This window comes from Nocardioides sp. F233 (genome assembly GCF_057813895.1).
Window position 1 is genome coordinate 436585 of record NZ_JBVASH010000004.1, and the last position, 24509, is coordinate 461093.

The window sequence follows — 24509 nt, forward strand, 5'->3', positions numbered from 1 at the left end:
GGCCGCACGTTGGATACGATGCGGCCATGCTCAGCCAGATCAGCCAGGTCGCCCTCCTTGTCGCCCGCGCCGCGGAGGAGCACGGCGAGCCCGCCGTGAACCCGTGGTTCATCGGTGGCGGGGTGCTGACCTTCCTCCTCTTCCTGCTCGTCGGCCTCGTCTGGTTCGGCGGCGGCCGCGACCACAGCTGAGTCCGGCCGTGTCGTTGGTGAGTCTGTGACCGACGCGCCCCGTCGTACCCGGATCGGGGTGATGGGCGGCACCTTCGACCCCATCCACCACGGCCACCTCGTCGCCGCCTCGGAGGTCCAGGGCTGGTTCGACCTCGACGAGGTCGTCTTCGTGCCCACCGGCCAGCCGTGGCAGAAGGCGGATCGGCAGGTCGCGCCCGCCGAGCACCGCTACCTGATGACGGTCATCGCGACCGCCGCCAACCCGAGGTTCACGGTCAGCCGGGTCGACATCGACCGGGCCGGGCCGACGTACACCAGCGACACGCTGCGGGACCTGCACGCCCAGCGGCCCGACGCGGACCTGTACTTCATCACCGGTGCCGACGCGCTCACCGACATCTTCAGCTGGCGCGACGCTGACCAGCTCTTCGAGCTGGCGCACTTCGTCGGCTGCACCCGGCCCGGGTCGGAGATGGACCCGACCACCCTGGCCCGGATCCCGCACGACCGGGTCACCATGGTCGAGATCCCCGCCCTGGCGATCTCGTCCACCGACTGCCGTGAGCGACAGCGGGCCGGCCAGCCGGTCTGGTACCTCGTCCCCGACGGCGTCGTCCAGTACATCACCAAGCACGGCCTCTACCCGGCCGCACCCGGAACGGATACCCCATGACCGCCACCGACCACGCCGTCCGGCTCGTCCACGCTGCCGCCCTGGCCGCCGCCGACAAGCTCGCGACCGACCAGCTCGCCTTCGACGTCAGCGAGCAGCTCGCCATCACCGACGCCTTCCTGCTCGCCACCGGCGCCAACGACCGCCAGGTCCGCGCCATCGTCGACGAGATCGAGGACAAGCTCCGCGAGCTCGAGGCCAAGCCGATCCGCCGCGAGGGCCATCGCGACGGCCGCTGGGTGCTGCTTGACTACGGCGACGTCGTGATCCACGTCCAGCACTCCGAGGAGCGCGAGTTCTACGCCCTCGAGCGCCTGTGGCGCGACTGCCCGACCATTGACCTCCCCGCCGAGGTCCACGGTCCGGTGGCGTGACCGCCCGCCGCATCGTCCTGGTCCGCCACGGGCGGACCGCCTGGAACGCCGAGCGCCGGATCCAGGGCCAGCTCGACGTCGAGCTCGACGCCACCGGCCTCGAGCAGGCCCGTGGTGTCGCCCCGTTGATCGCCGCCCTCGACCCGGTCCTGGTCTGGTCCAGCGACCTGGCCCGTGCCCGGCAGACCGCTGACACGATCGCCAAGGAGGCCGGGCTGGTGCCGACGTACGACGAGCGCCTGCGCGAGTTCCGCCTCGGCGACTACCAGGGCATGACGCACGCCGAGCTCGACGCCCGCGACCCCGCGGCCTTCGACCTGTTCCAGCGCGGTGAGTGGGACGCCATCCCGGGCGCCGAGACCACCCGCGAGGTGGCCGACCGATTCACCGCCGCCGTCACCGACCTCGCCGCAGCCCTCGGCCCCGGCGAGACCGGCGTCGCCGTCTCCCACGGCGCCGCCACCCGCTCCGGCCTGGTGACCTTCCTCGGCTGGCCTCTCGAGCTCGCCCACGACCTGCGCGCTCTCGGCAACTGTGCCCGCGTGGTGCTCGAGGAGCGCTCGACGGGGCAGTGGGCGCTCGCGTCCTACAACCTCGGTGGTTGAGGTGCGAGCGCAGCGAGCCTCGGAACCACCCCCCGATTTCACCTTGGCTGGAGGGTGTGGCTAGTATTTCCGTCGTTGCCCCGCCTTCGGGTGGAGCGATGACCCCGGGGGTGTGGCGCAGCTGGTAGCGCACCTGCATGGCATGCAGGGGGTCAGGGGTTCGAGTCCCCTCACCTCCACCGGAAAGCACTGGTCAGGGCCGTGTTCCGAATCCCGAACAGGGAGAAGGAACATGGCCCTCCAGCATTTATTCAGGATTTTGTTCCCTCGCCGCCGCGGTCGGGCTCACAGCAGTTCCTGCGGGGGAGCCGGCGGGGGCGGCAGCCATTCGCCGGTTGAGTACAACCTCGACATGCCCGAGCCCCTCCCGACCCTGTTGGATTCCGCCTCCAACCCCACCAGCGACGCCCGTCTGACCGACCCGATCGTTCCGGTCGTCGCCGGTCCTGCCGCGCTGAGCGCCACCGATGTCGACCGGGTCGCCGCCGTGCTCGCCGCCGCCCGCGCACCGGCCACCCGATCGGTCTACACCTGCGCCTGGGGACTCTGGGAACGCTGGTGCCAGGCCCGCGGACTCCATGCGCTGCCCGGCGACCCGACCGTGTTCTGCGCCTACCTGACCGAACGCGCCGCCCAGGGGATCGCGGTGGCCAGTCTCGGGGTGACCTGCTCCGCCGTGCGCCACGTGCACCGCAGCCACGGCCTGCCCGACCCCACCGCCGCGGAGATCGTCCGGCAGGTTCGCAGTGGCCTGCGCCGCACCTACGGCATCGCGCCGCGCCGCCAGGCCCGCCCGCTCGACCCCGACGACATCCGGGCCATCGTGACCGGGATCGATCGGCAAACCGCAAAAGGCGCCCGCGACGCAGCGCTGATCCTGGTCGGGTTCGCCTCCGCGATGCGTCGCTCCGAGCTCGTCGGGCTCGACCTGGTCGACATCGCGATCAAGCCCGCCGGCCTCCTGCTCGCCGTGCGGCGTTCCAAGACCGACCAAGCCGGTGAGGGTGCGATGGTCGCGGTCAGCCACGGTCGTCACGTCGACACCGACCCGGTCGCCGCCTGGCGTGCCTGGCAGCGACGCCGCGGCACCGCACCAGGGCCGGCATTCACCCGAATCCGCGCCGACGCCGCCACGCTGGAGCCGATCTCCGGCAACGCCGTGGCCCGGATGCTGCGCGAACGCGCCGAAGCAGTCGGCCTCGACGGCACCCGGATCACCGGCCACTCACTACGCGCCGGCCACGCCACCACCGCCGCCCTCGCCGGCGTCAGCCTCGACCGGATCGCCGCCCAAACCCGGCACAAAGACCTCGACACGCTTGTCGATCGCTACATCCGCCCCCTCCAGCTCCTCGCCACCACCTCCAGCCGCGACCTCGGGCTATAGACACCGTCGGCGGACACGCGTTCGAGCGCAAGCCAAAGTTGCGATTTCAGGCACGCCACGACCGACGTCGAAGGACGTCGCGCGGCTTCGCCGCGGTCAATATCCCTAGTCGTGCCGTGGCACGCAGCAGCCCCCATCTCTACCTAGGCGATCGCGATGAGCCGGCGCGATCAACCTGCGGAAACTCCTTCTTGGCGGTCGGGTCTGCGGCACGACCAGGCGACAGGACCAAACGTCCCTATGTGTGCAGCGGACCCGCTCATTGACGAGGCCTCAGGCGCGGCTCGACCTGCGGCAGCTCACGTCAGCGGTGCCCGGTGCGCCGAGCACCTGAGCGCGCGGACACCCTTCGTTGTGAGGGGTAGCGAGATTTGCTGTGAGGCGTAGCGGGGGCCGATCCGGTCCTTCGCCCTGACCGGTCCGTTTGAGGTGAACTCTCGAAGGAGAGGTCGCGCCTCGGCCGGTTGGCTAGGGGAGAATGGCGATCCGCAGCCGTGGTTCCCCGCCTGCGATCGTGAAGTCGCCTCCGATGGCTACTCCCAGGGCGCCGAGGCTGTGCACGGTCATCACGCCGCGGGGGGAGTTGGCTCCGGGGTTCCACGGGAGCAACGCTCCGGCCGGTGTCAGGGCGGCGACCTTGTGACGGATCTGCTGGGCTCCAAGGCAGTCCCCGTTGACCGGGTTGGCGCTGTCGATGTCGCAGATCGCGTCGAAGTGACCGCCGACGTAGATGTCGCCTCCATGGAGCGCCAGGGCCGCGACGTCTCCGTCGAACCTGCGCAGCCAGCTCTGTGCGCCGTTCGCGCGGGCGAAGGCCGCCACGTAGCCGCCGCCTGCGCCGCCCGCGGCCGCCACGACGGACGGGCCGCTGACCGCGATCTCGAAGATCGGCTTGTCGACGGGCGGGTCGAACGTTCCGATGAGCGTACCGCCCGTGCCGTCGACCAGGGCCAGGCGTCGGGAGCCCGGCACACCGTTGACCTGGTGGAAGTTGCCGGCCAGGTAGATGCCTGATGAGGTGGCTGCCACGTCGTAGACCGCGCCCTTGCTCGCGACAGGGCTCCACCGGGTCAGCCTCCCTCGGCGGTTGAACGCCGCGAGTTGGCCGCGGGCTCGCCGATCCACCTTGGTGAAGCTGCCACCGACGTAGAGACGCTTCCCGAAGACGGACAAGGCAGTCACGCCGCCGTCGATCCGGTGCCGAAACTTCAGCACCCGGCCCTTGCCGTTCGCCGATACTCGGGCGATCTTCGGGCGGGAGTGACCTCGCACCCGGGTGAAGTCGCCGGCGAGGTAGACGGTCTTGCCCTTCACGAGCAGGTCGAGGACTCGGCCGTCGACCCGCGGATTCCACTTGAGGAGCTTGCCGGTGCGCGCGTCGAATGCCGCAGCGTGCTTGCGGACCTTCGTCCCGGACGCGTCGGTGGCGCGGGTGAACTCGCCGCCGACGTATACCCGTGCGCCTTGGTGAGCGATGGCACGGACTGGCCCGTTGAACCCGGGCGTTCGCGCCAGGTTCGTGCCCACCTCCGCCGCCGGTGCGCGGACGGACAGTGCGTCTCCGGGGGCTACCGGGGCGGAAGGAGCGGGGTGCGCCGGTGGCGCCGCCAACATCAGCGCAACGAGCGCGGCTGCACCCACACCTAGTTTTCGACAGATTCCCATTCTGGACTTCCTCCTAAGCCCGAGACGGTTTCGTGGGACCGCACGCCTGCTCTGGTTCCCATGCTCAGGCGAGGCGAGCTGACCGGCAAGGTCGACTACTGATAGATCACCGCTGGACATTCGCTGCACACGAGCTCGGTCACAGGTCCGCCGGGTTCGTTCTCGATGCTCGCCACGTACCACTCGTGTTCGTGGGTGTCTGGTGGGGCCGGGGCGGGCGGGGCGCTCGTCATGGTGGTCGGTGATGTCGTCTAGAGGCGCGGACCGTCGCGGTGGCGAGCAAACGTGTCACCGGCCTCTCGGCGCCAGGGCGGCGCGCAGAGGAGTGACAGGACGATGACCCAGGACTCCGGCGACGATGAGGATCATTCCGAGGGCGTCGTCGTTGATGAAGTCGAGGTCCACGGTGATCACGTCCAAGACGAGAATCAGGCCGAGGACCAGCAAGACGATTCCCAGTCCGATGTACATGTCGCAGCGGTGCCCGCGGCGCGGCGAGCCATATGGGCCGGCGTTCCCGGCTGCGCTGCGGGGGTGGGTCCTGGGGCCCAGCCGCGGCGGGTCGGTCGATCAGCTCTCCGCGTGCTCCTCCAGCGTGTCGGCGAGCTCGTGCTTGGTCATCGACGCCGCCCCGGACACGCCGGCGTTCGCGGCCTGCTGCTCCAGCTCGGCCTTGGTGATGTCGTCGGGCTGGGCACCGAGGTGTTGCTTGCGGGCTGCTAGGAATGCGACGCCCAGCTGCTCGCGTCGTTTGTCGTCGATGTTTGCGCGGATGCCGGGCAGGACGGTCTTCTCTTCCTCCGCGACGTGGTGCTTCACCGCATCGACGAGCTCGCGGAGAGCAGCGGCGAAGGACGGGTCCTGCGGGTCGATGGAGGCCACCTTCTTGGCGAGCTGGTCGGCCTGGAGGTGTTCCTTCTGGCTGTGCTCGACGTCGTCCTGAGCTCCGGTGTTCCGGGCAGCGGGGTAGACCTCGGCCTCCTCGGCTCGGCTGTGGGCGGTCAGCAGGGTGGTCATCACGGGAGTCAGGCTTGCGCGTCGCTCGGGGGCGTTGAGCAGCTGGTCGAAGAGCCGCTCGAGCTCGCGGTGGTCTTGGAGGATCAGGTCGACGACGTCTTGGTTCACGATCGGTACCTCGGTTTCAGGAGTTGTCGGGTGCGGTGGAGGCGGGTTCGACGAGTCGGCCGACCAAGGAGGAGGAGGCACACGTGGCGAGCCACGTGTGCCTGGCTGACGATCCCGACCAGCGCGGGTCCGTCGACGACGGGGAGCCGGCGCACTTCCTGGTCGTTCCTGTCTGGCCCTGAGCGGCGACCCCAGCTGGCTGGCCTTGCCCACCTGATCGGAGCCTCGCCGGCGCGTGGTGCACCGACTGTTCCCTGAACTACCCAATGACGGGTCGCGCAGACGTGGCCGGTCCGTGATTCCCTGCATGAGGGCGGCTTGGACCCGTTGGGCGCCGGCCCTGATGGTCGCCGCGACCGGTGAGCTCGTTGACAGCGCGTCGACACGGTGTCAGGCCAGGGCCGCGGTCGACGTCGCCCGACCAGAAGGCCGGAAACTCGAGTGTGTCGCAGGCTGCCGTTCAGCCGGCTCTCGACGTCAGCGGTACGAGGAAGAGGGCTGGGAGCCACTCGGTCACGAGCCTGCCGTCTGCGGTCTCGCGGCTTACGAGGGCTTCCCAGACATCGCCGCGTCGCCGCCATTTGAGCACGAGCCCAGCCTCCACCTGGGTGCAAGACGGCAGTTCGACGGCCACCTCGCAGACTCCGCTGAAGACGTCGTCGTCAGTCATGGCTTGATCCCAACCGAGCACGGGGCTCCGCTTCGCCGCACAGGTGCGGCTGGATGGTGTGCCCGGGATCAGGGTCTGGGACCTCTGGCGCCTTGCTTGCGACGATACGCCGTCGGGTGATGCGGCAACAGGCACGTGGCGATCCCGGCTGCGGGGCCGGATGCGGGGCCGGCTGCGGGGTCATCAGTGCCGTACCGGCGACAGCGGCCGGGTGGCGGGCCCTTTCGATCACGTCCCCGTCCTCGGTGAACCGGGAGCCGTGCAGCGGGCAGTCGCGAGATCCCTTGATGCTCGAGACGACACCGAACTCGCCAGCCAAGTCGAAGAGCTCTCGCTCACGGTCCCGCGGTTGGGACCGCCAGGCCCCGTCGAGGGCCTGGCTGGTGCCTGATGGGTGGTGACGTCGTCATGACGTCCGTATTCCTAGGCCTCCTTCGGGTCTATCGGCCAGTCGGCCGGGCGTCGTTTCAGAGCGGCGCGGTCACCTTTGACTGTGCTCCGCACGACCGCGGACAGACCTGGCCTCGAGTCTGCCGATACGCGCCTACCTAGCGCAGGGTGAATCGAGGTGATAGGAAGATCGATACAGACCCGCCTGGACCCCGCGAGTCCTTCGTGCTGGCACGCCAGGGGGTCACATGTCAGAGCTGTCAGGGTTGCCGGGGCTGCTGCCGGCGACAACAGCCGGTCGAGCGCAACGGCTGCAAGTACCTGTGCCGCGCGATCACGCACTGCACCACGGCACGGCGACTGCAGAGGCAGCGCGGGACGGCGGCCCCCCGCGCCCGGCGCGGGTCACCATCCTCGACGGTCACATGCACTTCGCTGATTCAATCGCGATGGCTTTGGAGCCCGAGGGCTTCATCGTCACCGTGATCGACCCTGGTGAGCAGCACGCGTCGTTGGCCAGGGTACTGGCCGCCGCGCTTCGCAGCGCTGGAAGGCTCGTGTTTCCTGAGCAGCACCTGGGACTGGTGGGCGACGGCCTCCGACTTGTCGCACCACTCATTGCAACCGGGGCGACGGTGGAGCTCCTGACCGACAGCACCGACCAGACTCGGTGGGGCGCTGCGGTGCATCAAGGCGCCAAGGACGTCCTGCACAAGACATGCTCGCTGGAACAGGCAGTAGGCGCTGCCCGACGGGTCCGTGACGGCCTGCCGTTGATGAGCCGAGCACAGCGCACCACCTTGATCGAGGCAGCGCGTGCCGAGCAGGACGAAGCACGGGCCATCCGAGCGCGACTGGACCGGTTGACGCGACGCGAAATGGAAGTCCTCGGCGCACAGATGAACGATGACCTGGTCCAGGAGATCGCCCGAACCGCCATGGTCGCAGTGGCAGCGGTGCGGACCCAGGTCAAGTCGATCCTGGGCAAGCTCGAACTGCAATCACAGATCGCAGCGGTAGGCGCTGCGGCCCGGGCGGCCTGGCGTCCACCCCAGACCCCAACGCGAGCGCTGACGGCATGACCGCCTGGCTGTGGATCCTAGGAGCCCTTCTGTGGGCGGTGATCGTCGCTACTGCCTGGGTCTCGATCGCCCGGCGTGCCCACCGGGTGGCCGGGCGAGGAAGTGCCTAGGAAAGGACCGACCTTTGACCACTGGACCGATGCCACCGAGCAGCGACCGGATCCCGCCCACCGGGAATGCAACGCACCCCGAGTCGCGACCGCCGGCCGTGCCGAGAAGACTCCGCTTCACTCGCCTGAGCGCTGCTTGGGTGGCCGTCGGCATCGCGCTCGTACTGCTCGTGCTGCTGATCATCTTCATGCTCCAGAACTCCACGAAGGTCGACGTCCGGTTTCTGGGCGCCGAGGGGAGGATCCCCGTCGGGCTCGCCATGCTGATCGCGGCCGTGGGCGGCGGAGCCGTGGTGGCAGTCGTCGGGATCGGTCGCATCGCCCAGCTTCGTCTCAGGCTCCGCCGCAGTAGGCGCCACTCGACCGACCGCGCCTGAAGACCGCGTACCGGTCTGGCTAGGAGGTACGGGGCACGGCGCCGCCACGGTCCTTGTTGTCCTGCGCATTGATCGCGAAGGGCGCGACGCCACCGAAGTGGCTGCGAGCCGTCTCCAGGAGGGCTGTTGTCGAACTCTCATTCCGCTCGTCGGCGGCCCTGCGCAGAAGATCCTCGGCGATGTCGCTCTCGGTGCTGCTCGGGATCACGAGGAGGTGAACGCGCTCGCCGGAGGACGTCACGACGATCAGCAGGTGCGTGTCGTCGGTGGGGAAGGAGCCCACCATGACAGCGCCACGGCTCGCCCTGATCGTGCGCACCGACGAGCCCTCCGCCGCGGCGTCCCAGTCCGGACGTGAGAAGAGCAGCCGAGAGGGCAGGCCGACCAGACCCGGGAGGTGGTCGACCAGGTCGGAACACTCGACCTGGAGGTCCCGCGACTGAGGCCACCACGCGCCGTCGAGCGGCCCCGACGGGAAACCGTTGTCGAGCAGAACCCGCAGCGGGACTCTCGCGGTCGGCCGCTGGGCCGGCTCGGATGGATCAGATGCAGTCGTCATCCCGCCTCCAAAGCCCAGCCAGTTCTGGGCGACCCTGACAGTGTCGGGAACCACCTCCCATGCTACTCCGCTCGCCGCGCGCGGCTTGCCTCCGGACGACCGGTCAGGCTGATCGGATCGGTCTGGACGGCCGCTCCGCCAATGTCCTGCTCAGCGGCTTTGCTGGCTCGGTCGAGACACAGGTGGCCGGAGCGGCCATGATCGTCTCTGCCATCCTCGAGCAGCTCAACCAAGCCCGCTCTCAGCCCCGCCCAGCAAACCAGCCCACGGGTCTGCTGCACGGATAGGTGACATCTGATCTGCGTCGATGTGTGTCGGCGCTGGAAGGATGTGCACCATGCCGAAGGCGTTCCTCAAGGAGTTCCGCGGGGACGTGATCCGGGTCTACCGCGACTCCGATGCCTCCCTGGCGCAGGTCGCTAAGGATTTCGGTATCTCGCCGTCATGCCTCAAGCGATGGATCACCATCGACGACCGCACCTCGGCCAACCCCTCGCCGGCCGCCCGGGCCGCAAACGAGTCCGACGCGCTGTGTGAGGCGAACAAGCGGATCAAGCTCCTCGAGCAAAGAGAACGAGGTCCTGCGCAGGGGTGCCGCGTACCTCTCCCAGGCACACCTTCCGACGGGAACGTGACCATCGACCCGGAAGGGTCCACCTTGAAAGTCCAACGGTTCCTCGCGGGGTGCGAGCGCCTCGGTCAACTCCCTGGATACCGTGAGTGCCCTCGTGGATCTCAAGACCACGTTCAACGAGCTGCCCGGCGTCGAGACCGTCGAAGTCACCATCGACGGAAAACGCCCTGCAGCCTCGACCAGGAATGCGAGGCTGAGAGGGGGTTGGTAGAACCTGGAAAACGTGAGACGCAGGTGGCGCGCGGGTGGCACGGTGTGCGGCCCAGAGCCGCCCTCCCCTCGCTCTCTGAGTCCTCTGCTGGTCGGGTCGAGCAGGGGAGAGGGCAACACCGGTAGTGGAGATGCGCCCATATCGGCATGTGCGATCACATCTGGAACTAGGGCCGTATATGGCCACGTTTCAGGCCCGTAGTCGTCAGCGCGATCGCTGACGGGAGGTGCAACGATGTGCTTCGATTCCGGGGTCCTGATGAATCCCGGGCGCGGATTTATGGATGCGCCCGTTTTCGACTCTTCGCAGCCTCGACCCGGCACCGAGCGAGGCATTCTGCGACCCGTTCGGGAGCCAGGCTGGCATCAACTCCAGCGAGTCCTCGAGGTCGATTAGCGCAGTGTTCGGGTCGGCAAGCCGATTCTCTTTGACGGCCGGGCGGGCGGGTACCGAGGGTGAAGGAAGCGTGGCCGCCCGGGCTGCAGCGGACCTACCCAAGCTCCGCAACTCCCCGATGGACCAGAACCTGGGCCACGCCCTTGTATCGCGCGTTCCATGACCCCGGATGGGCGTCCAGTCGCGCTCCGGCGGGCAGAAATGTTCTGACAATTCCCACACTGCCCCCACAGGGCGGCGTGAACTCAGACTGGGTGCGTTTCGATAGCGCCGTACAGACCACCTGGCCACGCGCGCCGGGGCAGCACGTGCGTGCATTCCTACTTGAAGGCGTCCTTGACCTTTTCGCCGGCCTGCTTCAAGTCCGCCTTGGCCTTGTCAGTCCGGCCCTCAGCCTCAAGGTCGCCGTCGTCGGTGTGGTCGCCGATCTCTTCCTTGACCTTGCCCTTGACCTCTTGGGCCTTGTTCTTGATCTTCTTTTCGGTTCCCACGACAATCTCCTGTGATTCGAACGGTTACGGCAAAATGAACTTCGGTCCGGAAGTACCCGACCTGGCGGAGTTCATCCCGATTCGGGTTTCACGCGACGAGGCCCGTGAGACCGGGCCCGATGAGGGGCTTCAGGAGCCCCCTGCATCGAGGCCTGCATGCGAGGATCGCGCAGAGCGACCTGCACCACGGATCTCGGAGAGTGCCCGGTCGGTCGGCTACATTGCGCCGGGCGCCGGTGCGGATGTCATCCACCTCACTGGCGCCTCGATGCATTGACTGAATCCACCGTTACCTCGCCCTTGGCCCCGACGACCCGTCTTGACCCGTTTGACCCTCCAAACTAGACATCGCTCCAAGGGAGAGGAGACCACGCGAGGATTCCGATGGCGACAGGCGCCAACGGCCCGCCATGACTTCTGCCCCGGCCCAAACAAGTCACTGTTTGGCGGAGTCGAGTCCAGGGGCGTGGTGTACGACGGGCCCGGTGTGAGCGGGGCGTCCTGACACCAGGACGGGCACCGCGTGATCCTTCAGAAGACCTGCGACAGCACGACTGAAGGCGACACAACCATGACCGTCGACCGCAACTCCATTGACCTTCCTGCGTTCATGGCTGAGCACCTGCAGCGCGCCGAGCTCGACCTGCTCCGTTCAATGCTGTCGACGTTCGTGGAGGCGTTGATGTCGGCCGAGGCCGATGCGATCTGTGGTGCTCCCTAGGGCGAACGCAGCCCAGAGCGGACCAACTTCGGCAACGGCTACCGGACCGCGAGTTCGACACGCGGACCGGGAGTGGAGGTCGCGATCCTGAAACTGCGTGCCGGGGTCCTCCATTCCCGACTGGCTGCTCGAGCGCCGCCGGCGGGCCGAGCGGGCACTGGCCACCGTGGTCGCGCGGAGTGCCGGTCGGCGTCGGACGAGGTCCGGCGTCAGGCGCCGTCTCGTCCGACGCGCACCCTGAGGCAGGCAGGCTGCACCGCGAATCGCAGATGGCCTGCTTCGGCGAGCACGTCACCGTCGACCTCGCAAAGCTGTGGCGGGTCGACCCGCACCGTGATGTTGCGACCCTGGTCACGTTGGAGAGACGGTCCGTCGCCCCACTTGGCCAGCACCCGTGAGGCCAGCCCGACCCACTCGGTCAGGCTCTCAGGGCTGAGCGCCGCCACATTCAGGAGACCGTCGTCGACCTCGGCATCGGGCAACAACACCATCCCGCCGATGAGCTCGCCGCAGTTGCCCACTACGACCGTGCGGACCTGGCGGGTGGCCGTGGCGCGTCCATCCACCTCTAGGACGAGCGCGAACGGGTCGTCGGTTAGGTGCCTGCTGCCGCTGACGACGTAGGCCGCCCAGCCCGCCTTGTCCTTCACGCCCTCGGGCGCGTCGGCCATGATCTGCGCGTCGAAGCCGACGCCGGCCATCACGGTGAAGCAGTGGATGTTGTCCGCGCCGGTGTCGAGGTCGCCGGTGCGCTGGCTTTCGTCGGGGTCGACGGCCAACCAGCCGACGTCGATCGTGCGGTCCTGGCCGGAGAACGCGGCGGCGGCGGCGTCGGCCAGGGAGTCGATCGGGAGGCCGAGATTGCGGGCCAACAGGTTTCCGGTTCCGCCCGGGAGGAGCCCGAGGACGACGCCGGTGCCGACGAGCTCCTGCGCCACGGCCCGGACGGTTCCGTCGCCACCGAGGGCGCACACCAGGGCCACGCCGTCCCGGACAGCCTGGCGGGTCTGCCCGAAGCCGGGATCCTCCTCGGTCGTCTCGACCAGCGTCAGGGTCACAACGCCCGACTCGGCGGCCGCGACCTCGAGAACCTCACGCACCTCGTCGAGGTCGACTTTGGTCGGGTTGACGACGACCACGACGTCAGACCCCCTCGTCTCCATGTTCGCACTCTCGCACCGCGCTGCAATGGTTGCCAGTGCAGGGGCTGGGTACCTGAGCGCATGAGGGAGGCACCATGAACAGCATCGGTGGCCGCGCCAGCAGCGCAAGCGCCTCGGCGAAGACGACCGCAGCCAAGGCCAGCGACAATCCTGTGGTCCAGTGGGGGGCTCGTCTCGGCTACGGTGCCAACGGCGTCATCCACCTGCTCCTGGCCTACTTGACCGCACGAATCGCTCTCGGCGGTGGCGGCAAGCAGGCGAGCGCGTCGGGCGCGTTGTCGACGCTCGCCAAGGAGCCCGTCGGGCAGTTCCTGCTCTGGGTGATCGCAGTGGGGTTTACCCTGCTCGCCCTGTGGCAGCTGACCGAGCTCTTCACGCGGCACGAGCCGTTCGACAAGGCGAAGGCCGGCGGCAAACTTGTGGTGTACGGCGCCCTGGCCTGGACGTCGTTCACGTTCGCCTCGGGCGGTCGAACGTCGAGCAACAAGCAGACCAAGGACTTCACGGTCGCCCTAATGAAGGCACCGGCCGGCCGAGTGCTCGTCGGTCTGATCGGCGTCGCCATCCTCGGCATCGCCGTTTACCACGTCTACAAGGGCTGGAGGGAGAAGTTCCTCAAGGACCTGAACGAACAACCTGGCCAGTGGGCCATCGTCGCCGCCAAGGTTGGCTACATCGCCAAGGGCATCGCTCTGGCGGCCGTGGGCATCCTCTTCGTCGCGGCCGCGCTCCAGCACCGGGCGGGCAAGACCACCGGTCTGGACGGGGCGCTCCGATCGATGCGGGACCTGCCCGCAGGCACAGTGATCCTGCTCGGCATCGCGCTCGGCCTGGCGGCCTACGGCGTCTACTCCTTCGCGCGGGCGCGCTACGCGCGCGTCTGATCCTCGACATCGTTGCGAGCGTCGCTGCGACGCAGCCAGCACCAGGCGACCAGGACGGCCACCAAGCCGTTGAGGACGCCTACCAGCACGTCGCTGACGTGGTGCATGCCGCGATAGAGCCGTGCGGTCGCCACGAGAAGCGGGATCGCGAGGCACACGCTGACCGCCACGCGGCGGAGGACCGGGTTCGGGATCCGCAGTGCCAGAAGCGCCAGCGTGAAGTACAGCCCGGTTGCGGCACCGGCGTGCCCACTCGGGAAGCTGGAGTTCGGCCGTAGCGAGTGGTCGAGCTTCTCGACGTCGGGGCGCTCACGGTCGATGACGAGCGTGGTGAAGAAGAAGAATGTCGTCGCGAGGCTGATCGCGATCAGCGGCACGGCCGCGAACCACCATTGCCGGGTCCTCCACCAGGCCAACGCGACCACGACTAGGCACACGCCGATGATGCTGACGGTCGCGCCCGTCCACGAGAAGAACAGCGTGACCGTGTCCCACAACGATGTGCGCGACGACTCCAGACCCTTGTTGACGCTCTCCTCGGAGATGCCCAGCTCCTTCAGCGGACCTTCGGTGATCAGCCAGCCCATCGCGACCACGGCTAGCCACCACAGGAGGGCCGGGGCCAGTACGCGGACCACCAGGTCACGGCCCGCCTCCTTGGCGGTGGGTCGGGTCATGTCGTCCTGCCAGCGGGTGAGAAACGACATCATTCCGAGCCTTTCGGCGTACCGATGGTGGGGATCGGCGGGCTCCAGTCCACGTACCCCGCATACGAGGCCGCCGACAGCCCGCATCCGAGCAGCACGCCGGCTATGACATCGGACGGAAAGTGCGCGCCCGCGAAGACCCTGTCGGCACACGTCACGATCACCCAGGCCGCGCCGACGCCGACCAGCAGCCAACGCAAGCCAGTACCCAGCAGGGGCCACAACAACACGAGGACCACGGTGAACACGATGGCGTTGTTGGTGGCGTGACCGGAAGGGAAGGAGAACCCGGTGTGCTGGGCGATCGGGTCGTCGATCTCGGGACGCGCGCGGTGTACGAGCAGCTTGAGCACCGACGCGATGACCCAACCGACGGCCATCGTCGCTGACGCCCACCATGCGCGAGTACGCAGGTGCTTGCCGAACCAGACGTAGAGGCTCACCGGCAGCCCGAGGAACAGGTACATCACGAACGGCTGACTAATCGCCTCCCAGGTGGCGACGAACGACCGGAACCGCGGGTGGCCGCGCGTGTAGTCGGTCGCCGCACCGATGACGTCTTGGTCGAAGCGCACCAGCGGGTCGAACTTGGTACGAACCAGGAATGCCAGCATCCCCAGCGGCACGGCGACGATGACCGCGTAGACGACCGCCCGCGTCAGCCGACGCCAACGCGAGACGACAACGGGGTCCATGAAGGCATGATGACACTGCCAACGTCATGAACTCGCAGGTCGGAATGGACACCTCCAGCGTGACAGATTGACAAAGAAGACAAGATGGTTCTGTGGATGTGCGCGCCTGGTTCCTGAGCAGCGAGGAGAGGGAGAACCCGCATACCCGCATCGACGACATCCGCGGCGACGGCACCGCCTGGAGCAGCGGCAACACGGTCCGGGCCATCATCCACGGGCGTCCCTATTTCGAGGAGCTCCACGGACGCATCAGCAACCTGGGCCCCGGAGACCGCCTCTACTTCGCCGACTGGCAGGGCGACCCCGACCAGCAGCTCACCGACGACCCAAGCTCGACCCTGAGCGCAACGCTCGTCGCCGCGGTGAAGCGCGGCGTCGACGTCCGCGGACTGCTGTGGCGCTCCCACTGGCACCGCCTCGGCTACAGCGCACAGCGCCACCGGCACCTGGGCGAGGAGATCAGCGAGGCCGGTGGGCAGTGCCTGCGGGACATGCGGGTGCGCACCCGCGGCGCGCACCACCAAAAGTTCGTCGTGATCCGTCACGGCGACGACCCGACCCGCGACGTCGCCTACGTCGGTGGGATCGATCTCTGTCACGGCCGACGCGACGACCACCACCACCGGGGCGACCACCAGGTGGTGGAGCTCGCGAAGGCCTACGGCCCGACCCCAGCGTGGCACGACGTCCAAGTGGCCATCCAAGGCCCGGCGGTGCACGACGTCGAAACGACGTTCCGCGAACGCTGGGAGGACAGCACCCCACTCACCGTCAACCCCGGACGGCTGTTGTCGAGCCTGTTCCACCGCGAGGACCTGTCCGCCGAGCCGCTCGGCGACCAGTCGCCCCCACCCGATCCCCGTCCCGACGGTAACGACGTAGTGCAGATCATCCGCACCTTCCCGGTGATCGCACCCAAAGGGTTCGACTTCGCACCCGAGGGTGAGCGCTCGGTGATGCTGGGCAACCTCAAGGCGATCCACCAGGCCGATCGTCTGATCTACGTCGAGGACCAGTACCTGTGGTCGGACGACGTCGGCGAGCACTTCGCTGCTGCCCTGCGGGACAAGCCCGAGCTCCACCTGGTGGTGGTGCTGCCGATGGTGCCAGACCTCGAGGGGGCGCTGGCCGAGGTGCCGCAGCTGTACGGGCGTTCCCTCGCGATGCGCGCGATCATCGAGGCCGGGGGTGACCGGGTCGCACTGTTCGGCCTGTGCAACGAGGCGGGCCTGCCCATCTACGTACACTCCAAGACCTGCGTCATCGACCACCGGTGGGCCAGCGTCGGTTCCGACAACCTCAACCGGCGTTCGTGGACGGGCGACAGCGAGATCGCGTGCACCATCGTCGACGCGCGCGGACACCCCGACCAGGCGGCCCCCGAAGACGCCTTCCCCCGGGTGCTGCTCCGCACCCTGATCGCTGAGCACCTGAGCTGCGAGACCGACGACCTACCCAATGACCCTCGCGAGCTGTTCGACGCCATGGTGGCCTGTGCAGACGCCCTCGATGAGTGGTACGGCGGCGGCAGCCCCGACACGCTGAGCGGCATCCGCGGAAGGCTCCGGAACTGGGCGCCCCATCGCATAATCCCGATCCCCCGCTCGATGGCGACCCACATCCCCGGCCATCTCAAGCGCCGTGAACGGGTACGCCTCCTTGCCGAGGGCCTATCGCAGGCTGGCGGACGTCCCCCCGGCCGGCTGCGCCGGCTGGCCACACCCGAGCTCACAGCGGCTCAGCTCGTCTGGGCCCCGCGCCTCTATGAAGTCCTGTTCGACCCCGATGGTCGACCCGACCCAGGAGTAGGGACCTGATCATGGCCAAGCAGAAGCCGGGCACCGGGGCCTGGAGTGCGGACCCGCGGGAGGCCCTGGTGGCCGCCCCGGACTTCGACCTGGACCAGATGCACTGTGGCGGCACTCCGGGCTAGGAGGACGACAAACGCGCCGCCACGAAGTTCAGCGTCAACCGCGGCGACCTCCTCAGCGAGTTGCAGGATCGGTTCTTCGCAGAAGGTCAGGCCGGAGGCACGCGGGCGCTCCTGGTGATCCTCCTGGGGCTCGACACCGCCAGCAAGGGTGGCGTGGCCAGACACGTCATGAGCAAGGTCGACCTGCAAGGGGTGACCAACACCTGGCCTGGCTGCTCGAGCGCCGCCGGCGGGCCGAGCGGGCACTGACCACTCGGCGCTGAGTTGTCGATTCATTGATCGTCAGGCGCGTTAGTTCCTTCATGCGACGCCCACGTCGAGGACTTTCCCCACCCGCCCCCTGGACTAGGGACCAGGGGCTCTACACGTTCCTGGCCGCGGACGCAGCTGGGGGTGGGCTGCGGCGGTGCTGCACTCGATCTATGACAGCCCGACGCCAAGTCGGTGCACGCCCCAGTTCGGCCGCGTGGTGGAGGCCCTGGCCGAGAAGCTCCCCGCGGTGGCCGAACGCCTCGACGACGCCCGTGCCGGTCTCCTCGCCTTCACCCCGGTCCCCAAGGAGATCTGGCCAGCGCTGGTCCAACAACTCCAGCGAGCGGCTCAACCGCGAGGTCCGCCGCCGCAGCGACGTCGTGGGGATCTTCTCCGATCGCAACTCCGCGTTCCGCCTCATCGGCGCCGTCCTGGCCGAGCAACACGACGACTGAGCCGAAGGGCGTCGCTACCTCGGCCTCGACGTCCTGGCCCGCTCTCGCATGGTCCTGGTCGACACCGAGGAGACCACCGAAGACGAGGAGGACTGACACCCGCGGCACTGGCTGCCCACGGTCGTGGTGAATGAACGGGCCGCCTAGAGTGCAGCCACCGGATCACGCGGTGAGCAGGAACTTCGAGTACCAATCTCCAGATCGGAGCGTTGGATCCTTGGCGTTGGGTACTCAACACACATGTTGTGGATCATCGTCATCGTCGTCCTGCTCGTTCTGCTCCTCGGGGGGTTCGGATGGAGTCGACGCGGAAGGTAGATGCCGCCGCGGTGGAACAAAGTGCCGACGAGGCTGAAGCCGATCCGCAAGGACTTGATACCGCGGCCGGCAATGACGTCGACCTTGGCGTCGACGGCGCACCGAGCAAGCCGCTCCCCACGACCAGCACGCGGTCCCAGCCGGTAGTTGTGGGCCTACTTGTCGGCTCGTTGATGCCTATCGCCCTCGTCCAAGGTGGGAGCGCCTTGGCTGCCGTTCATCATGACGCGCCTTGAGGAGTCCTGCAGATCCTCGACCACGCGCCGCCGGTGTCGGTGCTGCGGCTCCAAACGAGCCCGCACAACAGAACCGCGCCAGTCGGTGACCGGAATCGCCTGGTTTGGTGCCTTGTTCCGCGCGCAGGAGTAGGGTGGGAGAGCAGTGCTGCCTCGGACCCCGGCGGATCCCTAATCGGCTAGACGGAGTCCACATGTTTGCCCGCCAGCAGCACATCTACGGCCGGTCTCACCGAAGCCATCTCACGTCGTTGACGGTTGGTTCGTCTCCTCACCTCACGTTCGTGGTCGCCATGGCTTCCCGCGCGCGAGTCGTAGCGGCCGCTCTGGTCTGGAGCCCCCTGTACCTCCGAGACGCGCGCAGACGATGACGGTCGTGACCGTCCAGACGCTCGCGGAGCGCCGGGCGCTGCGCCAGAGGTCACAGCGTCCTGCCGATCTCGTTCGGACCCAACAGACGCGCGGCTACCTTCTGCTCGCCTCCTCGACTACCGATCCCGTCGCCAAGGCCCGCCTTCTCGACAAGGCGGTGCTGGTCAACCTGCCTGTGGCCGACCGCCTCGCGATGCGCTACGTCGGCCGCGGGATCCCGTCACAGGACCTGGTCCAAGTTGCTCGACTCGGGTTGGTCCAGGCGGTCCACAGGTTCGACCCCGGCGCCGGTTCCGACTTCCTCTCCTATGCGGTGCCCACCGTCCTCGGCGAGCTGAAACGACACTTCCGCGACCAGGGCTGGACCGTGCGACCACCCCGGCGCATCCAAGAGCTCCAGCCAAGGATCTCGGCCGCTACCTCGGCCCTGACCCAGACACTGGTTCGGACGCCGACTCGGGCTGAGGTCGCCGAGTACCTCGGCGTCGATGAGACCACCCTCGTCGAGGCGCTGACCGCCAATGGCTGCTTCACTCCGACCTCGCTGGACCGCCCGGCCGTCACGGACTCTCGCAGCGACTCGACGTGGATCGAGGCGATGGGCCACGACGACCCGGCCCTTGCATGGGTGGAGGCCAAGCTGACTCTGGCACCGGTCTTTCGCAATCTCTGCGACCGCGACCGGCTCGTGTTGCGGCTGCGGTTCATCGACGACCTGACCCAGCAGGAGATCGGAGGAATCGTCGGCGCCACCCAGATGCAGGTCTCGAGGATCCTTGCCCGCATCCTGCGTTTGGCCAGGGACGAGCTCGCCGGTTGAGGTCGATGACCGGCTCCCGCGACGACCCACCCCAACATCGCGTCGGCGTTGGGGCTGTGGCGTGAGAACCGCGGGCCAGATCCTGTCCTCGGTGACAGCCGAAGGTCGAGGCTCGTACACCCTGCCTGAACGGCTGTGCCAAGACTGCGCCGAAGCCCTGCCGATCAACGGCGTTGGCTTGGCATTGATGAACGACGCTGGACACCAGGGAGTCATCGCGGCAACCGACGGGCCAGCCACCCTGATTGAAGACCTGCAGTTCACCCTCGGCGAGGGCCCCTGCCTGGATGCCTCCCTCGACCGTCGACCCGTCATGCAACCCGACCTTGCCCGGACTGAAAGCACCCGCTGGCCAGGGTATGGCCCTGCAGTGCTCGAGGCCGGAATCGCCGCCATCTTCGCGTTCCCCTCGCAGGTCGGAGCGATTCGCTCGGAATCCTCGACCTCTACCGCGCCACCCCCGGAAACCTCGACGCCGAGCAGCTCGGCGACGCCCTCGCCTACGCGGATGCGGCTGTCGTCATCCTGCCGCACCTGCAAGGCAAGATGACGCCAGGGCAGGGACTGCACCCACGACTCGGCGAACCCCTCGAGAGCCGCGCCGAGATCCACCAAGCCACCGGGGTGATCTCTGTCCAGGCCGTAGTCGGCCTGACCGAGGCCCTACTTCTGCTCCGAGCGCACGCCTACGCCGCCGATCGGCCGATTCTCCAGATCGCCCGGGAAGTGCTGGCCGGCAACCTTCGCTTTCACCTTGACGAGGACGATCATGAAGGCATGGGAAACGAGTGACCCGCGGTCTCCGGATCAGTCAGGAAGGAACAAAGCATGAACGAAGAACAGCGAATCACTCGCGTCTTTGTCGAGCTCGCGGACACGCTGGTCGACGAGTTCGACGCCCTCGATTTCCTCCACACGCTGACCGAGCGGAGCGTCGAGCTGCTCAACGCCGACGCCGCCGGAGTGATCCTCAGTGACCAGCACGGACACCTGCAGGTGGTCGCATCCACCAGCAACCGCGCGCAGGTGCTGGAGCTCTTCGAACTGCAAAGTGCGGAAGGACCATGTCTTGACTGTTTCAACACCGGCCGCGTGGTGGCCAACGTCGACCTCTCCGATGCCGAAACCCGCTGGCCACGGTTCACCGCAGCGTCCATCGAGGCGGGCTACCGGTCCACCCACGCCATACCGCTGCGTCTGCGCGATCAGGTCATTGGCGCAATGAACTTGTTCTGCCTCCACCAGTCCACCCTCAGCGACGACGACCTCGCCCTCGGGCAGGCGCTCGCCGACGTCGCCACGATCGGGCTCCTCCAAGAGCGCGCCGTCCGGGAGTCCGAACTCATTGCCGAGCAGCTGCAGACCGCCCTCAACAGCCGGGTCCTCATCGAGCAAGCCGAGGGGGTCCTTCACGCCCGCGCCGGCATCGCCATCGACGAAGCCTTCCGGCTAATGCGCAACCAAAGCCGACGGAACAACCAGCCACTCAGGGACGTCGCCGCCGCGGTTATCGACGGCTCCTTCACACCCCACCAACTCGGCGCCAACTGAAGGCTCGACGCTCGAGCCAGACGCTGACCTCAACCGGGCACGACCGGCACGCCCAAGGTCACAAGGCGGCGGTGGTCGGAGTCGCTCAGGTGAAGATACTGACACCGCCCGGACCGACCAGCAGCCCGACCACAATCAGAATGATTCCGAAAAGCATCTGCCCGCGCACCAGCGTGACCACTCCGGCGATCACCAGCACTACTGCGACAACCCATAGCAACGTCATCATGTCGTTTCCTCCTCGCCATGGGTACCCAACCGAATGTCGTCAAACCCAAACTCCGCGAACCAACTCGACAACGCAAAGCTTCTCAGCGAGAGTCCATGTTTGAACGGGGATCCGCTTGTTGGCTTCACGCAACTGCGTGCGCTCGTCCACACTCAGGCCAGGACGGCGGCCATCCTCGATGTCGGCCTTCCTCATCCAGTTGGCCGGCGAGCCGTGGGAGACGGCCGCCCTGGGGCATCCCGACGAGAGGCAGCACGCCGTCGCTCGCTCGAGAAGGCGGCGGGCCACTGAGCACACCGCCGCTCGTCGATGGGGTCCCCTCGACCATCGGATCACCACGCTAGGTGGTACTCAGCCGGGGAGGGCTCCTCACACTCATCGGCCCGAAGACGGCCAGCCGATCGCGAAGTGACCGCCGTTGCCCATTCAGGTGACGATTCTGCTCGCCGGTCTCCGTGTCTGCATGGGCCAGCTGGCATCGGGTACGGCGTAGCGACGACACGGCGCTGGAGGACGCATGACGAGTAGATCTGCGAACATGAAAGGCGAGAGCCAGCACGGGTTCTTGAGCGTAAGAAGCCTTGAGCGCAAGAAGCGCAGCATGGCTGGTACGACCGCCATGACGACAGCCGGCAGCATGGGCGGCTGGGCCGCCGCGAGGAAGAGCTGATCGGTATGGCACTGACGGCGCTGGTCTTGTCCTGCACACTCAAGAAGTCTCCTGCCGAGTCGAGCTCGGTTCTCATCGGTGAAGAGTTCCTCGCGGCGCTCCGTGCCCATGGCGTCGCCGGCGAGTTGGTGCGCGTTGTCGATCGCCACATTTCTTTCGGTGTCAGCACCGACGAGGGTGACGGGGACGAGTGGCCGGTGATCCGGGAGAAGATGCTGGGCGCCGACATCCTGGTCGTCGCCACTCCAGTGTGGATGGGGCAACCCTCGTCGGTCTGCAAGTTGGTGCTGGAGCGGCTGGATGCCGAGCTGAGCGAGACTGACGACGAAGGCCGGATGTTGACCTACGGCAAGGTCGGGGCGGTTGCTGTCGTGGGCAACGAGGACGGCGCGCACCATGTGACTGCTGAGGTGTTGCAGGCACTGAACGACACTGGGTTCAGCGTCGCCGCCAACGGGTCGACGTACTGGGTGGGCGAGGCCATGCAGGCCGTCGACTACAAGGACCTCGACGAGAAGCCGGAGAAGACGACAAGCACCACCAGGACGGCGGCCGCCAATTCAGCCCACCTGGTCAGGATGCTGGCAAACGAGGGGTATCCGCCCGCATGAGGATCGGCGACTTTCTGTCCTGTGAGGAGTACAGCCCCGCACGACGACTGGAGCAGGCCAAGGAGGCCGAGGCGGCCGGGTCCGAGAACCTGTGGATCAGGGGGGTCTGCCGCACGAGCTGGTGACAGTCGGGTTAGGCCCGCTTGGGTGCCTGTCGGTGTCATGATCGACTCGTACTCGACGGGGTCAGCAAGAACCCAGCACATATCACGCCGAAACCGGCCGAGAAGCAGCCAGAAACGCCCCGCCGAAGGCATACGATCGGGCAGACCGATCGCCCAGATTCGGTGCATCGGCCCAGGTCAGCGGTGTACCGGGCGAGAGCGAGCCAGGCCAGCCGAGAAGGAGCTGGCAAGGACGCCCGTGCAGGGGGTCAGGGGTTCGAGTCCCCTCACCTCCACCGGAGCGAAGGCCGGATCCGTCAGGATCCGGCCTTCTGCATTCCGTCGCATCTGCGCTGGTTGGCCGAAGACCTGCAGGGCTACGGCCATCCGGGCGCCCGTACGCTCGAGACATGACCGTCGTCCCGCAGCAGGTCGCGGTGCTCCAGCACCGGTACGCGACGGCGCTGCCCGAGCTGGCCCTGCCGTCGGTGGCGGCCGCCGTACCGGACCCGCGGGTGGTGGTCCTCAACGAGCCGCTCGCAGCCGAGCTCGGTCTCGACCCGGACCGGCTGCGCACGCCCGACGGCGTCGGTCTGCTCTCCGGCACGGTCGTGCCGGAGGGGGCGAAGCCGGTGGCCCAGGCGTACGCCGGGCACCAGTTCGGCGGCTTCGCGCAGCTCGGTGACGGTCGCGCCCTGTTGCTGGGTGAGCTTGTGGGCGTGGACGGGCGGTTGCGCGACCTGCACCTCAAGGGCTCGGGACGTACGCCGTTCGCCCGTGGCGGTGACGGTTTCGCTGCGCTCGGGCCGATGCTGCGCGAGTACGTCGTCAGCGAGGCCATGCACGCCCTGGGGATCCCGACCACGCGCTCGCTCGCCGTGGTCGCGACCGGCCGCGCGGTCCGCCGAGAGGAGTCCCTGCCGGGCGCGGTGCTGGCGCGGGTCGCCAGCAGTCATCTGCGGGTCGGCACGGTGCAGCTTGCGCGCGCCACGGGGGACCTCGGGCTGCTGCGACGGGTGGTCGACCATGCGATCGAGCGCCACCACCCGGACGCGGCACGCGAGGCCAACCCGTACCTCGCCTTCTATCGTTCGGTCGTCTCTGCGCAGGCCGGGCTGATCGCCCAGTGGATGCTCGTGGGCTTCGTCCACGGCGTGATGAACACCGACAACATGACGTTGTCCGGCGAGACCATCGACTACGGGCCGTGTGCCTTCATCGACGCCTTCGACCCGGCGACCGTGTTCAGCTCGATCGACCGGGGTGGCCGCTACTCCTACGCCAACCAGCCCGCAGCGGGGGAGTGGAACCTCGCCCGCCTGGCCGAGGCGCTCCTGCCCCTGATCGACGAGGACCAGGACCGAGCGATCGCGGCGGTCACCGAAGCACTCGGCTCCTTCCGTGCCGAGTACGACGCGGCCTGGTCCACGGGCATGCGCGCGAAGCTGGGTCTGGCCGGCCACCGCTCGACCGGCGACGAGCTGCTCTCCCCGCTGCTCGACCTGCTCCGGGACAGCCGCGTCGACCACACGTCGTTCTGGCGCAGGCTGGCAGATGCGGCCCGCGGGGACGTCGAGCCGGTGCGTGGGCTCTTCCTCGACCTCGCGGGGTTCGATGCCTGGCTGGGGCAGTGGCGTGCGCTCGGGCCGGACGCCGACGCGATGGCCGAGGTCAACCCGCTGCACATCCCTCGCAACCACCTCGTGGAAGAAGCACTCGCGGCAGCCACGACCGGCGACCTCACCGCACTGGACGACCTCCTTCAGGCGGTGCGGTCGCCGTACGAGCAGGTGGTGGGACTCGAGAGGTACGCAGAGCCGCCGCCTGCCGACTTCGGGCGCTACCGCACGTTCTGCGGCACCTGAT

Annotated in this window: 24 protein-coding genes, 1 tRNA gene and 2 pseudogenes; 17 read left to right on the plus strand and 10 right to left on the minus strand. The window is 67.9% G+C overall.

Annotated features, from left to right (window positions below; genetic code table 11):
- The first annotated feature begins 26 nt into the window (after nucleotides 1-26).
- The 6 genes from ACZYRU_RS18080 to ACZYRU_RS18105 all read left to right on the plus strand — a co-directional run bounded on the left by ACZYRU_RS18080 (nucleotide 27) and on the right by ACZYRU_RS18105 (nucleotide 3212).
- Nucleotides 27-191 (plus strand): hypothetical protein, encoded by a 165-nt coding sequence (locus ACZYRU_RS18080; RefSeq protein WP_218234181.1) that lies wholly within the window; start codon nucleotides 27-29, stop codon nucleotides 189-191.
- 25 nt (nucleotides 192-216) lie between these two features.
- Nucleotides 217-846 carry a nicotinate-nucleotide adenylyltransferase gene (nadD, locus tag ACZYRU_RS18085; RefSeq protein WP_488958478.1) on the plus strand — a complete coding sequence of 210 codons (630 nt, stop codon included), beginning with the start codon at nucleotides 217-219 and terminating at the stop codon, nucleotides 844-846.
- The gene (gene rsfS / locus ACZYRU_RS18090; RefSeq protein ID WP_141799494.1) at nucleotides 843-1220 is read left to right on the plus strand and encodes a ribosome silencing factor; all 378 of its coding nucleotides are present in this window, start codon (nucleotides 843-845) and stop codon (nucleotides 1218-1220) included. Before nadD ends, rsfS begins: the two co-directional genes overlap by 4 nt.
- Complete coding sequence (locus ACZYRU_RS18095) at nucleotides 1217-1825, plus strand: histidine phosphatase family protein (protein ID WP_488958479.1); 609 nt, start codon at nucleotides 1217-1219, stop codon at nucleotides 1823-1825. The genes rsfS and ACZYRU_RS18095 overlap by 4 nt, the downstream gene beginning before the upstream one ends.
- Before the next feature lie 106 nt (nucleotides 1826-1931).
- Nucleotides 1932-2004: transfer RNA gene (locus ACZYRU_RS18100), tRNA-Ala, on the plus strand.
- Between the two features lie 53 nt (nucleotides 2005-2057).
- Nucleotides 2058-3212: a tyrosine-type recombinase/integrase gene (locus ACZYRU_RS18105; RefSeq protein ID WP_488958480.1), complete on the plus strand. Its 1155-nt coding sequence runs from the start codon at nucleotides 2058-2060 to the stop codon at nucleotides 3210-3212.
- Nucleotides 3213-3680: 468 nt separating this feature from the next.
- On the opposite strand, the gene ACZYRU_RS18110 is transcribed toward ACZYRU_RS18105, so the two are convergent.
- The 4 genes from ACZYRU_RS18110 to ACZYRU_RS18125 form a co-directional block, all read right to left on the minus strand.
- Nucleotides 3681-4739 (minus strand): hypothetical protein, encoded by a 1059-nt coding sequence (locus ACZYRU_RS18110; protein WP_488958481.1) that lies wholly within the window; start codon nucleotides 4737-4739, stop codon nucleotides 3681-3683.
- 426 nt (nucleotides 4740-5165) lie between these two features.
- Entirely contained in the window at nucleotides 5166-5348 is a 183-nt protein-coding gene (locus ACZYRU_RS18115; protein WP_488958482.1) for a hypothetical protein, read from the minus strand.
- A 99-nt stretch (nucleotides 5349-5447) separates the two neighbouring features.
- Nucleotides 5448-6002, minus strand: coding sequence for a hemerythrin domain-containing protein (locus ACZYRU_RS18120; protein WP_488958483.1), 555 nt, complete (start codon nucleotides 6000-6002; stop codon nucleotides 5448-5450).
- 460 nt (nucleotides 6003-6462) lie between these two features.
- A complete protein-coding gene (locus ACZYRU_RS18125) occupies nucleotides 6463-6672 on the minus strand; it encodes a hypothetical protein (protein WP_488958484.1) in 210 nt (69 codons plus the stop codon).
- Between the two features lie 638 nt (nucleotides 6673-7310).
- On the opposite strand from ACZYRU_RS18125, the gene ACZYRU_RS18130 reads away from it, so the two are divergent.
- Nucleotides 7311-8144, plus strand: coding sequence for a LuxR C-terminal-related transcriptional regulator (locus ACZYRU_RS18130; RefSeq protein WP_488958485.1), 834 nt, complete (start codon nucleotides 7311-7313; stop codon nucleotides 8142-8144).
- A 250-nt stretch (nucleotides 8145-8394) separates the two neighbouring features.
- Nucleotides 8395-8631: a lipopolysaccharide assembly protein LapA domain-containing protein gene (locus ACZYRU_RS18135; RefSeq protein ID WP_488958486.1), complete on the plus strand. Its 237-nt coding sequence runs from the start codon at nucleotides 8395-8397 to the stop codon at nucleotides 8629-8631.
- 19 nt (nucleotides 8632-8650) lie between these two features.
- On the opposite strand, the gene ACZYRU_RS18140 is transcribed toward ACZYRU_RS18135, so the two are convergent.
- Nucleotides 8651-9190 (minus strand): DUF5994 family protein, encoded by a 540-nt coding sequence (locus ACZYRU_RS18140; RefSeq protein WP_488958487.1) that lies wholly within the window; start codon nucleotides 9188-9190, stop codon nucleotides 8651-8653.
- A 1561-nt stretch (nucleotides 9191-10751) separates the two neighbouring features.
- Complete coding sequence (locus ACZYRU_RS18145) at nucleotides 10752-10922, minus strand: CsbD family protein (RefSeq protein WP_488958488.1); 171 nt, start codon at nucleotides 10920-10922, stop codon at nucleotides 10752-10754.
- A 571-nt stretch (nucleotides 10923-11493) separates the two neighbouring features.
- Between ACZYRU_RS18145 and ACZYRU_RS18150 the strand changes: the two are divergent.
- Nucleotides 11494-11818, plus strand: a pseudogene (locus tag ACZYRU_RS18150) (transposase); the annotation flags it as partial.
- A 34-nt stretch (nucleotides 11819-11852) separates the two neighbouring features.
- On the opposite strand, the gene ACZYRU_RS18155 reads toward ACZYRU_RS18150, so the two are convergent.
- A complete protein-coding gene (locus ACZYRU_RS18155; protein WP_488958489.1) occupies nucleotides 11853-12782 on the minus strand; it encodes a diacylglycerol/lipid kinase family protein in 930 nt (309 codons plus the stop codon).
- A gap of 98 nt (nucleotides 12783-12880) precedes the next feature.
- Here ACZYRU_RS18155 and ACZYRU_RS18160 point away from each other — a divergent pair, with 98 nt between their 5' ends.
- The gene (locus ACZYRU_RS18160; protein WP_488958490.1) at nucleotides 12881-13690 is read left to right on the plus strand and encodes a DUF1206 domain-containing protein; all 810 of its coding nucleotides are present in this window, start codon (nucleotides 12881-12883) and stop codon (nucleotides 13688-13690) included.
- Here ACZYRU_RS18160 and ACZYRU_RS18165 read toward each other — a convergent pair.
- Nucleotides 13675-14397 (minus strand): phosphatase PAP2 family protein, encoded by a 723-nt coding sequence (locus ACZYRU_RS18165; RefSeq protein WP_488958491.1) that lies wholly within the window; start codon nucleotides 14395-14397, stop codon nucleotides 13675-13677. The two genes, ACZYRU_RS18160 and ACZYRU_RS18165, sit on opposite strands and share 16 nt — an antisense overlap.
- Nucleotides 14397-15092 carry a phosphatase PAP2 family protein gene (locus tag ACZYRU_RS18170; RefSeq protein WP_488958492.1) on the minus strand — a complete coding sequence of 232 codons (696 nt, stop codon included), beginning with the start codon at nucleotides 15090-15092 and terminating at the stop codon, nucleotides 14397-14399. The genes ACZYRU_RS18165 and ACZYRU_RS18170 overlap by 1 nt, the downstream gene beginning before the upstream one ends.
- 92 nt (nucleotides 15093-15184) lie before the next feature.
- Here ACZYRU_RS18170 and ACZYRU_RS18175 point away from each other — a divergent pair, with 92 nt between their 5' ends.
- The 5 genes and pseudogenes from ACZYRU_RS18175 (at nucleotide 15185) to ACZYRU_RS18195 (ending at nucleotide 21029) form a co-directional block, all read left to right on the plus strand.
- Complete coding sequence (locus tag ACZYRU_RS18175; RefSeq protein ID WP_488958493.1) at nucleotides 15185-16909, plus strand: phospholipase D family protein; 1725 nt, start codon at nucleotides 15185-15187, stop codon at nucleotides 16907-16909.
- 522 nt (nucleotides 16910-17431) lie between these two features.
- Nucleotides 17432-17732: pseudogene (locus tag ACZYRU_RS18180) on the plus strand (transposase).
- 930 nt (nucleotides 17733-18662) lie between these two features.
- The gene (locus tag ACZYRU_RS18185) at nucleotides 18663-19478 is read left to right on the plus strand and encodes a sigma-70 family RNA polymerase sigma factor (RefSeq protein WP_488958494.1); all 816 of its coding nucleotides are present in this window, start codon (nucleotides 18663-18665) and stop codon (nucleotides 19476-19478) included.
- A 61-nt stretch (nucleotides 19479-19539) separates the two neighbouring features.
- On the plus strand, nucleotides 19540-20028 hold the full coding sequence (locus tag ACZYRU_RS18190) for a GAF domain-containing protein (protein ID WP_488958495.1): 489 nt from the start codon (nucleotides 19540-19542) through the stop codon (nucleotides 20026-20028).
- A 278-nt stretch (nucleotides 20029-20306) separates the two neighbouring features.
- Entirely contained in the window at nucleotides 20307-21029 is a 723-nt protein-coding gene (locus ACZYRU_RS18195) for a GAF and ANTAR domain-containing protein (RefSeq protein ID WP_488958496.1), read from the plus strand.
- Nucleotides 21030-21114: 85 nt separating this feature from the next.
- On the opposite strand, the gene ACZYRU_RS18200 is transcribed toward ACZYRU_RS18195, so the two are convergent.
- Entirely contained in the window at nucleotides 21115-21258 is a 144-nt protein-coding gene (locus ACZYRU_RS18200; protein ID WP_488958497.1) for a GPGG-motif small membrane protein, read from the minus strand.
- A gap of 675 nt (nucleotides 21259-21933) precedes the next feature.
- Here ACZYRU_RS18200 and ACZYRU_RS18205 point away from each other — a divergent pair.
- Nucleotides 21934-22539 (plus strand): flavodoxin family protein, encoded by a 606-nt coding sequence (locus tag ACZYRU_RS18205; protein WP_488958498.1) that lies wholly within the window; start codon nucleotides 21934-21936, stop codon nucleotides 22537-22539.
- Between the two features lie 514 nt (nucleotides 22540-23053).
- Nucleotides 23054-24508: a protein adenylyltransferase SelO gene (locus tag ACZYRU_RS18210; RefSeq protein ID WP_488958499.1), complete on the plus strand. Its 1455-nt coding sequence runs from the start codon at nucleotides 23054-23056 to the stop codon at nucleotides 24506-24508.
- Nucleotide 24509: the final 1 nt, after the last annotated feature.

Bases quoted from the DNA above. Each gene is read 5' to 3' on its own strand.
- ACZYRU_RS18195 (WP_488958496.1), top strand. From the start codon at position 20,307: ATGAACGAAGAACAGCGAATCACTCGCGTCTTTGTCGAGCTCGCGGAC.
- ACZYRU_RS18130 (WP_488958485.1), top strand. From the start codon at position 7,311: ATGTCAGAGCTGTCAGGGTTGCCGGGGCTGCTGCCGGCGACAACAGCC.
- ACZYRU_RS18125 (WP_488958484.1), bottom strand. From the start codon at position 6,672: ATGACTGACGACGACGTCTTCAGCGGAGTCTGCGAGGTGGCCGTCGAA.
- ACZYRU_RS18200 (WP_488958497.1), bottom strand. From the start codon at position 21,258: ATGATGACGTTGCTATGGGTTGTCGCAGTAGTGCTGGTGATCGCCGGA.
- ACZYRU_RS18210 (WP_488958499.1), top strand. From the start codon at position 23,054: ATGACCGTCGTCCCGCAGCAGGTCGCGGTGCTCCAGCACCGGTACGCG.
- rsfS (WP_141799494.1), top strand. From the start codon at position 843: ATGACCGCCACCGACCACGCCGTCCGGCTCGTCCACGCTGCCGCCCTG.
- ACZYRU_RS18165 (WP_488958491.1), bottom strand. From the start codon at position 14,397: ATGTCGTTTCTCACCCGCTGGCAGGACGACATGACCCGACCCACCGCC.
- ACZYRU_RS18140 (WP_488958487.1), bottom strand. From the start codon at position 9,190: ATGACGACTGCATCTGATCCATCCGAGCCGGCCCAGCGGCCGACCGCG.
- ACZYRU_RS18115 (WP_488958482.1), bottom strand. From the start codon at position 5,348: ATGTACATCGGACTGGGAATCGTCTTGCTGGTCCTCGGCCTGATTCTC.
- ACZYRU_RS18080 (WP_218234181.1), top strand. From the start codon at position 27: ATGCTCAGCCAGATCAGCCAGGTCGCCCTCCTTGTCGCCCGCGCCGCG.
- ACZYRU_RS18105 (WP_488958480.1), top strand. From the start codon at position 2,058: ATGGCCCTCCAGCATTTATTCAGGATTTTGTTCCCTCGCCGCCGCGGT.
- ACZYRU_RS18170 (WP_488958492.1), bottom strand. From the start codon at position 15,092: ATGGACCCCGTTGTCGTCTCGCGTTGGCGTCGGCTGACGCGGGCGGTC.
- ACZYRU_RS18205 (WP_488958498.1), top strand. From the start codon at position 21,934: ATGGCACTGACGGCGCTGGTCTTGTCCTGCACACTCAAGAAGTCTCCT.
- ACZYRU_RS18160 (WP_488958490.1), top strand. From the start codon at position 12,881: ATGAACAGCATCGGTGGCCGCGCCAGCAGCGCAAGCGCCTCGGCGAAG.